This window comes from Serratia sp. HNCC26DJ244, assembly GCF_057180565.1.
In genome coordinates this window covers 1-13,119 of sequence record NZ_JBXUGO010000005.1, presented here as the reverse complement: position 1 = coordinate 13,119, position 13,119 = coordinate 1, and the positions used below count along the sequence as shown (strand labels likewise).

The 13,119-nt window shown below is 47.3% G+C and carries 9 protein-coding genes and 2 pseudogenes; 3 read left to right on the top strand and 8 right to left on the bottom strand.

From position 1 onward, the window contains the following. Positions 1–344 precede the first annotated feature (344 nt). From AC2A06_RS05660 to AC2A06_RS05640, 5 genes are all read right to left on the bottom strand, one after another. Positions 345–1,127, bottom strand: coding sequence for an ABC transporter ATP-binding protein (locus tag AC2A06_RS05660; RefSeq protein WP_484379641.1), 783 nt, complete (start codon positions 1,125–1,127; stop codon positions 345–347). 58 nt (positions 1,128–1,185) lie between these two features. Continuing rightward, the gene (locus AC2A06_RS05655) at positions 1,186–1,956 is read right to left on the bottom strand and encodes an ABC transporter permease (protein WP_484379640.1); all 771 of its coding nucleotides are present in this window, start codon (positions 1,954–1,956) and stop codon (positions 1,186–1,188) included. Positions 1,957–2,070: 114 nt separating this feature from the next. Further along, positions 2,071–3,897, bottom strand: coding sequence for an OmpA family protein (locus tag AC2A06_RS05650; protein WP_484379639.1), 1,827 nt, complete (start codon positions 3,895–3,897; stop codon positions 2,071–2,073). 36 nt (positions 3,898–3,933) lie between these two features. Beyond that, entirely contained in the window at positions 3,934–4,959 is a 1,026-nt protein-coding gene (locus tag AC2A06_RS05645; RefSeq protein ID WP_484379638.1) for a hypothetical protein, read from the bottom strand. 40 nt (positions 4,960–4,999) lie between these two features. Then, positions 5,000–5,701 carry a hypothetical protein gene (locus AC2A06_RS05640; RefSeq protein ID WP_484379637.1) on the bottom strand — a complete coding sequence of 234 codons (702 nt, stop codon included), beginning with the start codon at positions 5,699–5,701 and terminating at the stop codon, positions 5,000–5,002. Between the two features lie 871 nt (positions 5,702–6,572). On the opposite strand from AC2A06_RS05640, the pseudogene AC2A06_RS05635 reads away from it, so the two are divergent. Together AC2A06_RS05635 and ltrA are read left to right on the top strand one after the other, a co-directional pair. Further along, a pseudogene (locus AC2A06_RS05635) lies at positions 6,573–8,193 on the top strand (ISL3 family transposase). A 144-nt stretch (positions 8,194–8,337) separates the two neighbouring features. After that, a pseudogene (gene ltrA, locus AC2A06_RS05630) lies at positions 8,338–9,768 on the top strand (group II intron reverse transcriptase/maturase). Between the two features lie 97 nt (positions 9,769–9,865). On the opposite strand, the gene umuC reads toward ltrA, so the two are convergent. The 3 genes from umuC to AC2A06_RS05615 form a co-directional block, all read right to left on the bottom strand. Then, positions 9,866–11,122: a translesion error-prone DNA polymerase V subunit UmuC gene (gene umuC, locus AC2A06_RS05625; RefSeq protein ID WP_484379636.1), complete on the bottom strand. Its 1,257-nt coding sequence runs from the start codon at positions 11,120–11,122 to the stop codon at positions 9,866–9,868. A gap of 6 nt (positions 11,123–11,128) precedes the next feature. Beyond that, positions 11,129–11,548, bottom strand: coding sequence for a translesion error-prone DNA polymerase V autoproteolytic subunit (umuD, locus tag AC2A06_RS05620; protein WP_484379635.1), 420 nt, complete (start codon positions 11,546–11,548; stop codon positions 11,129–11,131). A 252-nt stretch (positions 11,549–11,800) separates the two neighbouring features. Further along, positions 11,801–12,124 (bottom strand): DUF1275 family protein, encoded by a 324-nt coding sequence (locus AC2A06_RS05615; protein WP_484379634.1) that lies wholly within the window; start codon positions 12,122–12,124, stop codon positions 11,801–11,803. A gap of 537 nt (positions 12,125–12,661) precedes the next feature. On the opposite strand from AC2A06_RS05615, the gene AC2A06_RS05610 reads away from it, so the two are divergent. Beyond that, a partial coding sequence (locus tag AC2A06_RS05610) for a helix-turn-helix domain-containing protein (protein WP_484379633.1) occupies positions 12,662–13,119 on the top strand: 458 nt, incomplete at its 3' end.

Below are 13,119 nucleotides of genomic sequence, written 5' to 3'. Positions count from 1 at the left end.
TTACACCGCAAGTTGTAGGCGGTGATGCCAAACTACTCAGAGTTGCATCCGTTAAGTGGGCGTGGTGCGGACTCGGAATAGCAATAAACCAGTAAAACCTTTGTGATTTAAAAAATATTGTGTTGCGTAATTCTGGGGGCCATCAATAGGGCCCCCAGATGGCTTGCCAGCAAAAAGGGGATTGGTACGGCGGCCAGTAAAACCCAAGCTGGTTCAGTGCCACCGCCGGTCTGCTATCTGCCGACCAGTGTAATTGCACGGTATGCTGATCAATCTTTTGAGACTTGAAGTATAAAGCGCCATTTATATTACCGTACTGCTTTAACGCGATAAGGTGAGATTGTTTACAGTAACGTTTTGAAGCGTTCTAGTATTGTTTCTCGCAGTTGGGCAAATTGTGGCAATTTTTGCTTTTCTGGACGCCATGCCAGTTCCATTTCGATCAAGTCATACTGTTCAACAATGGTGGCCCCGGGAATATTTTGACCTTGTTCATTCTTTTCGTAACCCAATACCCAGAGGGTATCCGAGATATAAATGGCGGCATCGATATCATGTGAGATGACGATCGAAGAGTTCCACGCATGTTTTTGCGATACGGAGAGAATGGTGTCGCATACGGTTTGTTTGGTCAGAGAATCAAGGCCAGAGAAGGGCTCGTCCATCACCAGAAAATGAGAACGGTTGAGCAGTTGTTGCACAATAGCCACACGTTGCCTTTGCCCACCGGACAATTGCATCGGATATTTCTGGGCATGGTCAAGCAGATTAAAATCCTGCAAATACTCATCAATGATACTGGGATCTTTTTTTGCGCGTTTAGCGGCAATCAATAGGTTGTTATAAACAGTACGGTGATTGAATAAATCATAACTTTGGCTAACCATGCCTACGTCACCCGGTGCAACAGGTTTATTGTCACCATTATTGATCGTGACCGAGCCGACGGTGGGAATTTGCAATCCTGCAATACAACGCAATAACTGGGTTTTACCGATTCCGGATGGCCCTAGAATGGAGACCACTTGTCCTTGCTCGATGTTTGGCCGCTCAATATCACGGATAGAAAGATTAATATCGCGCAAAATCGGACGGTCATAACTAACACCCAAGTTTTTAATCGACATCAAATCTTCAGCACAGGTAAAACTGTAGTTTGTATTTATTTCGGCAGACATAAGAAACTCACTTGTTCTTGCTCAGATAAGGACAAACGGTGTAGCGCAACCATCCTAAAAACCAATCCTGGAGTAAGCCATAGAGCAGGATGGTAATCTGTATTGCAAATACGCCAGCCAAATTGAAATAACGATTTTGGTTAAGCAACATCACGCCAATGCCGCCAGAGGAACGGACTAACCCTTCTACCATTGTCAGCAACGTCCAACCAACCGCCGCATTTTGCCGTAGAAGATCAAGGATCACATCTAGCTTGCCGCGTAGCAACAATTCATAAGAGATGCGCCAGCCTTGCATATCCATGGTACGGCAATGATCGATCCTGGATTGTGGAATCGACTTTACCTCGGCCAATAGATTGGTCGTCATGAAAACGGTCATACCAAATGTTAATAGACCAATTTTCAGGTCATCACCATTGTTGGTCAGCAGAGTAAAAATGTAGGTCAGTCCGGCAAAACCGAGAAAACGCATTGCCGACATGAATTTTGCCAATGGCCAGAATAAAGGGGCGGTGGATAAAAAAACCAATAGGGTAGAAAAAGCAGCCGCCAACACGAGGGAAATTAAACTAGTGCGAACGCTTTCGATCAGGTTGGGGATCAATCCTTGGTTTTGCACCAATTTTTGCCATTCCTGGGCAATAGCAAGTGGGGTTGGCAACCACTTGGCATCCAGTGAGATCCAACAGACAACGGCAATGATGACTTGAATAGCAATAAGAATAACAACATTACGTCGACTGAAGTAGGTATAAGGTGTCCAAATATTTCCCATGGTTTTTCCCTAAAAAGGCGGGTACGAATGTACCCGCCTTACATATAACCCAAGTCCATTTGATTGCCGCTTACCTACAACTTTAATGAACTTGGCTATCTATTTATCTAACGGTTAGTTAGCCGTTTGCACCATGCTTATAGTCACTCGGCGATTCTTAGCTCTGCCTTCTGCAGTGGCGTTATCCGCGATTGGTTGAGCGTCACCATAGGCACGTATACGTACACGGCCTTCAGGGAAACTGCTGGGGGCATTCACTTCTAACCAAGATTTGATCGCTTCAGCACGTTTACGCGATAACAATAGATTGGCATTACTGTTACCAACATTATCAGTATGACCTTCAATGATGATGGATAAGCCAGAGACTGAAATCTGGTTTAGCAGCTCTTCCATAACAGCAATAGATTGTGGCAGGAACGTCGCTTTACCGGTGTCAAACTCCAACGACCACGATTTTTTCGTCACAACATGCTGCACTGGGGCTTCAGCACGGAAAGACGGGGTTTCAGCAGCGGTTGTTGTTTTGGCACTTGCTGCCACGGACTGTAAGTAAGTGGTGTTGACGACCTGGTTGTAGGGCACCAAGTCAGGCATGATGTTGGGATACAGTTGTTTACTGATACCACCGAACACGTCGTATACACGCTTATAAAGCATGTCATTGCCATTCAGACCAAACAGAAACTGGTTGTCAGAGAGGTTGTTGGTAGTTGAACCACCGAGTTCGACTAGCAATCCTTGTTTATCCTTCTCAGTGACGCCTTTAAAGTATTTCGCCCACCATTCAGCAGTCTGTTCTTTATGTACCTTGGCCAATACGGCAGAGGCTTTCAACAGTTCAGAATCATCCCCACGATGAAGTGCTGTTTTGATTCGATCAGAAGCTTCAAATGATGCAGCAAGAATATTGGTCACCACCGTCGGATTTTTTTCTGCCCACTGTTTGTTAACAATCAGGGTCGATGGCATTTGCCACATATATTCTTTAGTTGAAGCGACGGAAACCAATCCACCGCGATACATAGCCACCTTGACATCACCCGGTGTCCAAGTAGCCGTACCATTTTGACAGACGCGTCGTTTTTCACCGGTACGTTTGCCGTTTTGTACCACAGGGCGTTCTTCGCAGTAACCGGAAATGTATTTCTCATCCGCTTCGGTAAAACTGGAGGTAGAAACGAAGTTCATGGCGTTAGGATCAAACGTTTGCTCATTGGGGTTAATCGGCACATCGTTATCACCAGCCCACTTGACACAAATATTCCAGTCGCCGTCACGTAACACGGCACCGATTAACGATCCTCGTGCTTTTTGTGGGTTGTCACGCATTTCTGGCGGCAGCATACATTTATCTTCACCACGGGAATACCCGAAAGCGCCAACTACTTCTGCTGATTGACCGAACTTACTTAAAACCTCGTTGGTACTCGCGATAAATGCTGGTACACCATCCCCCATGATGATCACCATGGCAGCACCTGAAGCAGGATTAGCGTTCCCTGCCGCGAACTCTTTGGCGAAACTGGCCATTTCTTCAGTCATTCGCCCATAATCATCTTGGCGTTCAATTTTTAACTGCACACCACGGCGGCCTAACAGGCTGTCTGGTGTTGTCAATGCATCACCATTGGCATACATCAATGTTGAGGTGGCATTCCATGGGATGGTTAACAAACGCACCGGCTGTGACATCTTGGTTGATGCCAGATCAAAGCTGCTTGTTGTTTGCTGATTAGCAGGTGCGTTGGAACTAGTGGAATTGTTTGATTCCGGAGAATTAGAAATATTAGCCGTAGGCACATCCGCTTTGAGCGTAACGCTGGCAGACTTTTCCTCAGTACCTAACCAACCTTTTTGATTGGCAACGCTTATGCCATATCCTAATCCCGCCACAATGGTGGTAATTAAAATAAATTTTGGCAATGGTTTTAATTTCATAAAATAAATTATCCGTACAATTGATTAAAGATATGCTTAGCGATTATTTTGCTTGGCGGGCGAGGTATCAAAAAAAGACATATTTTGCGTTGAAGTCGTCGCTGGCGTATTAACTAAACTGTCAGTGAGAATTGCGCGGGTTTTTTCATCCAGTAATAGATTATTACTGTTCTGTTCCCATTCTTCTAATCGTTGCAGCGCATCTGCTTCAAATACACCATTTTCTAAGTCCATACCAGCAACGAAAGATTCGGAAACACGGACAAAATCTTCAATCTGGCCAATTTTTGTTGCGTAATCTTTGGCTAGATATTCCATTGAGGCATTGTACATATCTCGCCCTGCATCTTGTCCTTTGAGAATCCGCATGGCTGCTGTCATCGCACCGTGAGCTGAACGTGTCATCTCTCGGCGTTCGGTTTCTACGCGCACTTCCTCTTCCATATCAATAATCATGGTATCAGCATGTTCTTGATAACGAGTCAGTACGTTATAAAGGAATTGTGATTTACGCAGTAAATCGCCATAGGTGGTATTGGCATTTTCCAGACGGCCGTGTTGCCTAGACTGTAAAACCAGTTGTTTGTTATCACCGGTCTTCTGCGCTTGTTGAGCGATTTTGAGTGCTTTCTGAGCTTCTCGTTCATTTTTGTTAATAATGTTCTTTAGTCGATTAATGACACCATTCAGATCGCTGATGCGTGAATCCATCACAGATTGGCTTTTACGTAAATCAGAAATATAGTTTTTTAATATGCCAATCGGATCAATCTCGATAAATAATCCGGTTAACCACCGCATGGCACTTTGATACATATAAGCAATTAATTTGCGGAAACGTGAGTCAAACAGAATATAGAGGATGGCGGCCAGTGCCGAGCAGGTAACGACCAGATAAAGTGTATTGCTGGCAATGGATACCAGGAATGGCAAAATTTTATAAAGAACAGCCAGGCCACCAACACCTAATAATGCAGCAACGACCATTCCCATCGTCCCCTCAGGACGTTCCCAAAAACCTTTGGGCTTGAAGTTTTTAGGCAGGAGGCTTCCGTTATTCATGTTTTTCTCACTAATATCAACGATACTATGCACACTATAATTACAGTGCGCCCAATACATTAAGGTTTAACTTTTGTCGCAATAGCCACTCTTTTTCATGATTGAATGCAGCGCTAAACAATTCAGCTGTGCGATCAAGCTCAGCGGTTTGATCTTTCAATTCCTGTGATAGATCGGCCATTTTAGCCTGTTCTGTCAAAATCAACTGTTGTTGGCGCTCTATTTCAGCCTGTGCTTTTTCAACAATTGCCTGTTTTTCTGCCACTACTTTTTGACGTTCATCTATGCGTTGTTTGCGTTCAGAAGCCGCTTCTTCACGAAAGCGTAATTCCTGAGTTTCAAGATCACGCATATGCAATTCAATCTCTTGCTGCAAATTGGCAACGGATGCGCCATTTTGTTTCAATACGGCAAAAGCCGCTTGTAAGCGTGCGGCTTCATCAGGAAGAACTTTTTCTAGTGCGGTCATATTGCTGATCAGTTGGCGAAAAACAGTTGCACGTGCGAGTACAGCTTGGTGCAAGCGTTCCACCATCGGGTTATCAGCAATCGGAGTGACCGTATTGGCTTCTGTTGTACCAGAGGACTGTGGAGTCTCTGTGGCGGCGGGGCTTTCATTGGCTGTCGTTGACTTTGGTTCAACCTCAAAAATGGCTTCACGTAAGCTGTCTGAAAAACGACCAAAGATAGAGCCGGATTTGCTGCCCATGGCTTGGGATTTATTATTTTTCTCTTCGGACATGGGCTTTCTTCCTTAATGATTTATTCAGCAAAACAGTCCCCCTGCGAATAGCTATCCACATCTGTTAGGTCTTGCATGATTATTGGATGACGTTTTTCTTCCAATTAAATGATAACTGCAGAGTCTGTTTGACGATCCCACTAGGGGACGATCATAATTTGCCGCGAGTTCGTCAATCTTCTTTGCCATTTCAATAAGAATATGGGCTGTACTAGTGGATGTTTTATCGAATTTTAGAGTGCGACCTCTTCGTGGTTTCAAATGAGTTTAAGTAGCAAATTAATCGCGTATTTGATGTGTTGACGGTGGCTTGTCCACATTTAGGTGTTATCGCTTGTTGTGTCACTCATACTCAACACATACTAAACATCTTACTTGATCATTCAGGTAATAGGATTAAGAAAAATCTTATAAATCATTGAGGTGATAGATATCTTGCTCTGGTGTGGTTGAAACATTTGCTTAGTACGCTAGGCAAGCTGGTGAGAGAACCGAGGGTGGAAGTCCCTCCTGGGTAAGAACTAGCCACTCGCCCAGACCTTTAGCTATGCGCGGCAGCGGGTAACTTCTGACGTGAAGTGTTAGCGAAGGCACTCACAGGCCAGGTATTGAGCCACGTAATTAGGAGTCGGAGGCGGTGATGCTGTTAAGCGAAGCAGAAACCTACAATGGCCGGGTTGCTATGGCAAAACGCGGACATGCCTCCCGGGGTCGGAGACCCTGTGCATGTGAGGAAGTTCATCATACGGAACCTGGGAGATCCTGAACAAATTCCCACTACTGTCAACAACAAAAGTGGGTCTTCCGCAACCTAGGTGGAAGAAAAACAATGAAACTTTCTAGTTAACAAGGATCTAAGCTGTTTTAAGTTATGGATAACGAGATGCCCTCACTTAAGACACTTTTGCAGCTACCTTGTGGATGGCAATCCAGCCGACAAATTATTAGCTCTGATGGGCTCACCCTACATCTCCGTGCCACGCGTAAAACAGCGCAATGCCCTGAATGTCTTCAGCGCAGCAGCTCTGTTCATAGTTGCCGTCGACGACGGATACAGCATCTTCCATGCTCAGGTCAGACACTCTGGTTAATCTTTACCGTCCGGCACTGGTACTGTCGTAACCCATCCTGTTCACGCAAGATCTTTGCTGAATCGCTGGCTCCCTTTGCTGGCTCACAACAGCAGTCTTCGACATTACTGCAAAATATGCAGCATCAGTTGGGATTAATTGCCGGCGGAGAAGCAGGGAGACGAGCGGCAGTGGCATCAGGGATGCAGATCAGCGCAGATACTCTATTGCGCAGGGTTGTTCAGGCTCCGGAACAGATAGAGAACCGAACCCGGCATGTCGGTATCGACGAATGGGCATGGCACCGGGGCCACAGGTACGGCACGCTGATCGTTAACCTCGATACCCATCGTTCCCTGGTACTGCTGCCAGGCCGGGAGCAACGTACACTGGCGGCATGGTTCAAAAAATATCCGGAGATACAGGTCGTCTCACGCGATCGTGGCGGGATCTATGCTTTAGCCCGCCCGCGATGGAGCACCGCAGGCACTACAGGTGGCCGACCGTTGGCACCTGCTGAAGAATATCGGTGATGCGCTGAAGCGCATAATGTACAGACACATGCCATTGATACGGCTGGTTGCCGCTGAGTTGTCACCAAAAAATCAAAACTCTGAAGTGTCTACTGCACCAGCCTCAACGCTACGTCGCCCAGAAAAAATTAAACAACAGCGGCGTGACAAGCGGTATCAACGCTGGGCTCAGGTCGACTCTCTTCATAAAAAAGGTTGCGGGATCAGAGAAATATCACGTCTCACCGGGCTGTCCCGGGTGACGGTTCGTCGGTGGATACAGTCGAAAGCATTCCCTGAAATATCAACAAAACCACCAAAACCCGGGCTTCTTGGGCCATGGAAGGAATGGCTGGAGGAACAATGAATAAACGGTAACCATAATGCCCGGCAGCTATGGCGGGAGATGGTTGATGATGGTTTTACCTGGAGTGAAACGACTGTCAGGGATGCTGTAGCTAAGTGGCGTAGGCAGGTTAACGATCCGGTTGTCGCTCCTGGGCGGCTTCCCTCAGCATCCCGGGTCAGTCGTTGGTTGATGCCCTGGCGAATGATCAGAGGAGAAGAAAACTATGCTTCCCGCTTCATCGAGTCAATGTGCCAGAAAGAACCGCAACTGAAAATGGCACAACAACTGTCACTCGACTTCTACCGGATGTTGAAGATGAAGAATAAATCCCAGCTAAATCAATGGTTCGTTGACGTCAGTCAGAGCGGTCTCGTTGACCTTCAGCGCGTTGCGGCCGGGATGGAGGCTGATGCAAAAGCAATACACGAAGAGATAAGCAGCAGATGGAGTAATGGTGTAGTCGAAGGCCATGTAAACCGACTGAAGATGCTGAAACGCCAGATGTATGGTCGAGCAGGGTTCGAGCTACTGAGGCGACGTGTGATGAGTCCCCTTGCATGAAAATCTCCAGCCAAGTTGCGGAAGACCCAGCTTTGCATTGTTGGTAACAACTACTGAGTCAGTGGGACGGCGCAGCCTAAACCGTAAGGTGAAGCGGTGCTGTGTTTCAGGAAGTCGGACGGGAGCATAGTACCGGAGAAATCAATGAACAAGACAGATAACAATGTGGCGGAATTGATGGAGGGAAGGCTCCCGACCAAGGGGAACAGCCAACAGTACGCCCGTATCCGGACGCAGAGCCGGGAAAATACGACGTCACGGCTGCTGGCTGTGCGAGAAGCGGCAAGAAAGGAAAAGAAACAGCAGTTTACGAATCTCTTTCACCATGTAAGCGAGGAGCTGCTATTACAGAGCTTTGAACAACTTAAACGCCAATCAGCACCAGGCTGTGATGGAATGACATGGGAGCGCTACGCTAAAAACGCGCAAAGCCATCTTGTCGATCTCCATGGCAGGTTTCAGCGGGGACAATACAGGCCGATGCTAGCAAGGCGGGTCCTGATCCCCAAAGAAGATTGAACTGAAAGGTCGCTGAGTATTCTGTGTTTGGAAGACAAAATCGTACAACAGGCAACAGTCACCGTGCTAAACCAAATCTATGAAGTTGACTTCATGGGTTTCTCTTACGGTTTCAGACCGGGTAGAGGACAGTATGATGCCCTGGACGCGCTGAACGTGGCGATTATGGAACGAAAAGTAAACTGGGTTCTGGATCTGGACATCAGCAAGTTCTTCGATACCGTGGAACATGACTGGCTTATCCGATTCATCCAGCACCGTGTTAGGGACAAAAGGATACTGCGGTTAATCAAGCAATGGATCACCGCTGGCGTGGTTGATGAACACGGTCACCGACAACAGTCGCACTGTGGAGTACCACAGGGGGCGGTGTGCTCACCGTTACTTGCGAATATTTATCTCCACTACAGCTTTGATCTCTGGTTGAACAAATGCCGACAGAACGCACAAGGAGATGCCGTGATTGTAAGGTACGCAGATGATGCGGTTCTGGGTTTTCAGAAACATAAGGATGCCCGGGAATGTCTGGCAGCGTTGCATCAACGACTGGGGCAGTTTGGCTTGAAAGTTCATCAGGAGAAAACCCAGCTGGTGCGTTTTGGTCGGCTCGCCCTGAAACAGTATGAGGAACGACCTGATAGGGGAAAACCAGGGACGTTTGATTTTCTAGGATTTACCCACTATATAGGTCGCCTCCATACAGGTAAAGATGCAGTGATGCGCAAAACTAAACGGAAACGACAAATAGCCCAATTGAAACGGGTGAAACAGGAGCTTCGTAAACGGCTACACGATAGGCCTGCAGAAACGGGCCGCTGGCTAACGCGGGTGGTTCAAGGTCACATAAACTATTATAGCGTGCCCTTTAATAACAGAGCGATAAGCCAATTTGTGGAGGAAGTGAAGCGATTGTGGCTGAAGGCGCTGAGACGAAGAAGTCAACGGCACAGCATGACCTGGGAACGCTTCAAACCCTTGTGCGAAAGATGGGTACCGAAGCCCAGAGTTGTCCACCCTTATCCTTTACAACGCTTCTACGCCAAGCACCCGAGGTAAGAGCCGGATGCGTTAGCAGCGCACGTCCGGATCTGTGCGGGAGCGGAGGGTAACCTTCGTCCTACCGCGACCTATTCACCGGGGGATGGAGGGTTGCTTATATTTTAGCTTTAGGGATAGCGCGCCAATCGGTGGTATAGGCGGGGGAAAGCAGTTCGCGCTTCATTTTCCACCCCTGCTCGATACCTTGGCCCGCAAACCAAATCTTACCCATGCCGGTGGTGTTAATACGATCAACCACTTTCATCAGGTGTTCACTGTTGGGCCGGGGGGGTGTTTCATCGAACATGTCTATTTGCCCAGGGCGGTGGCAGAAATCGTTCAAAATAACGCCCGTTTTTTGATAGCGGTAGCCGTTACGCCAAATCTTCTCTAGTGCCTTCATCGCGGCAGCGATAATGTCTCGCGTATCTTGCGTTCCTAGCATTAGTACATGGTTGGCGTTGTTAGCGTAATAGGGCTGATTGGCATGGGGGCTGGTGCGCAGAAATACGCTGATATGGCGGCAATACTGGTGTTGTTGGCGCAGCCTTTCAGCCGCCCGTTCTGCATATTGGCAGATTGCCTGGCGCATATCCTGTAACTGTGTGATCGGTTCACCAAAGCTACGGCTGCAAATGATCTGCTGTTTCGCAGGCAGAGAATCGATGGTGATAGAGGGTATGCCATTCAGTTCACGTACCGTTCGTTCAACCACCACGCCAAATGTTCTTTTAATTAACTGTATGTTCGCATCGGCCAACTTCAGCGCGGTGGTGATCCCCATTGCATTGAGCTTGGCTGAAAGCCGGTAGCCAATTCCCCATACCTCTTTGACCGGGAGCAACGCCATTAATTTCCGCTGACGCTGCGGGTTACTCAGTTCTACAACGCCACCGGTTGCTGGCCAGGTTTTTGCTGCGTGGTTGGCCAGCTTGGCTAATGTGCGTGTTTGTGCGATCCCGATACCACATATCAGCCCGGTTTGTTGTGCCACTGTGGCGCGGACTCGTTGGCCAAACGCGAGAAAGGGTTCGCAAGCATCAATGCCAGTGATATTCAGGAATGCTTCATCAATCGAGTAAATTTCAAGTTTGGGGGCCAGGGCTTCTAATGTGGTCATGACCCGTGCGCTCATATCGCCATAGAGCGCATAGTTGGAGCTAAAACAGGCTATTTGGTAGCGCTGGATCAGGCTTTGGGCTTGAAAATAGGGGGTGCCGGCCTTGATGCCTAGCATTTTGGCTTGTCGATTGGCAGCGACAATACAGCCATCATTGTTGCTTAACACGATAACCGGTTTTCCTTTCAGGTCCGGCCGAAACAGTTGCTCGCAACTGGCATACATTGAATTGACATCGCACAGCAGATACATAGTCGATTACGACAAGGTGTGGATGGCGTGCGTGACTACACCAAAAATATCCAGGTCATCAGGTTCAACATAAATCGGGCTGTAGGCCGGATTCATCGGCTGAAGGCAAAGACGAGGCTGTATACACAGTTTTTTCACCGTGAATTCCCCCGCCACTGCGGCGATGACAATATCACCATGCTTTGGCATCAGCGCCTTATCAACAATCAACAGATCACCGGAAAGAATACCCGCCTCGACCATTGATTCACCTTCCGCGCGGACAAAGTAAGTGGCAGAGGGATGCAGGATTAAATGGTGGTTGAGATCCAACTGCGCCTCAATGTAGTCCTGCGCGGGGGATGGAAAACCCGCCGGGCAGGTCTCCCCAAACAGCGGGATCTGCTGGTGAGTATCAGTAAATACGGAGGTGGTTGCTGCTTTCATGCCGATGTACGCCTGTAAAAAAACTGTATAAATAAACAGTATTATGGCTGACGATTTTACTGACTGGCAAGCAGCAAGCAGCAACGTTTTGCTAGGGTGATGTTTTACTGGGGAAAATAGTTTTGCACAAATTGGCAAATTGCAGCGGGCCGAGGTAACGATGCCAAAGTGGGACAAAATTACGATGTGCGTCTGAGACGTAACACAAGGCCCCGGGCGGGTAACTGACGGGTCTCCCCATTTTAAACCCCGTTAACGTATTTTTACCGTCACCCACATCGCAACAAGCACAGAGATAACCAGACTCCACAGCCCGATACCAAGGTAGAGTAATGCTGCAGTGATGCAACCCAGTGCAAATCCACTCAAATTTAACCCTATTGGTTGCATCCTTTTTTTAATCACGGTTCTTTTCTCTGCATCGGACTGAACAATAAGTTCAAACAGATCAATGGCAATCTGGGTTATGTTGCCTGTCATCAGCGTCGTCGGGGGCGCTCCTGGCAAATGAGTACGCGATATTGCGTTCTGGATTGCCATCGCAGAGACTGCCGTCATTCCGGTCAGTAATGCCAACGGACTATCACTGTTGGTAAACCTAGGCTACTGAAAGGGCGATGTTCGATCATGATGTCCTCTCTATATATATTGATATGGATCATTGTATAGCGGACATTTAAATGGAAAGAAATAGGATAAGCGGAGTAAAAAATTACTTTACTTATTAAAGCGACCGTTTATGCCATTTTTAAGATGATTCCTTATATTTTATATTTTTTAAAGCCTGTTAAAGGGCTCTATATTAATAGGGTTATAATTTTAAATCTCAGATTCTTCTATTCTCAATCACCACGAGACTGGTTATATAAACAACCGTTTGAGTTGCAGTTAATTAACCATTTTGGGGGAACGTAAATTGATTAGGGTAGCGGATAATGGCTACCCCACCGTAACCTAACAATTCGCTTACTATAAAATGATGGATGCAGCTCTCGCCGATACTCATTTCTCTAAATAGCTGTTCTAAATAGTAGATCACCAGGAGGGAACTCAGTCCGATTTAAGCGATCTGATCAATCGCTGAATATCCCAAACCACCAACCGGACTGAGTTATGCCGATCATAGCACCAATATCCGATGCAGAAAGATCTCTGATGCGAAAAATCATCCATAGAACAGACGACAAGAACCACGCTCGCAGACTGACCGCTATGTTGATGCTTCACCGTGGTGACACGGTTAGCGATGTTGCCAAGTCGCTTTGTTGCGCGCGTTCATCGTTGGGGCGCTGGGTTAATTGGTTTACGCTTTACGGTCTGGAAGGATTGAAAGCATTACCTCCAGGGCGTGGACGACGCTGGCCGTTTGAGCATATTTGTTCGCTGTTACGTCAACTGATTAAGCATTCACCAAACGATTTTGGTTATCAGCGTTCTCGGTGGAGCACAGAGTTGTTAGCAATAAAAATCAATGAGATAACAGGCTGCAATTTGCACGCTTCGACGGTTCGTCGCTGGCTTCCCTCCGCGGGGTTGGTCTGGCGAAGAGCTGCACCAACACTGCGTATTCG

Coding starts and splice junctions, on each gene's coding strand:
- AC2A06_RS05645 (WP_484379638.1), bottom strand. CDS start 4,959: ATGAATAACGGAAGCCTCCTGCCTAAAAACTTCAAGCCCAAAGGTTTT.
- umuC (WP_484379636.1), bottom strand. CDS start 11,122: ATGTATCTGCTGTGCGATGTCAATTCAATGTATGCCAGTTGCGAGCAA.
- AC2A06_RS05655 (WP_484379640.1), bottom strand. CDS start 1,956: ATGGGAAATATTTGGACACCTTATACCTACTTCAGTCGACGTAATGTT.
- umuD (WP_484379635.1), bottom strand. CDS start 11,548: ATGAAAGCAGCAACCACCTCCGTATTTACTGATACTCACCAGCAGATC.
- AC2A06_RS05640 (WP_484379637.1), bottom strand. CDS start 5,701: ATGTCCGAAGAGAAAAATAATAAATCCCAAGCCATGGGCAGCAAATCC.
- AC2A06_RS05660 (WP_484379641.1), bottom strand. CDS start 1,127: ATGTCGATTAAAAACTTGGGTGTTAGTTATGACCGTCCGATTTTGCGC.
- AC2A06_RS05650 (WP_484379639.1), bottom strand. CDS start 3,897: ATGAAATTAAAACCATTGCCAAAATTTATTTTAATTACCACCATTGTG.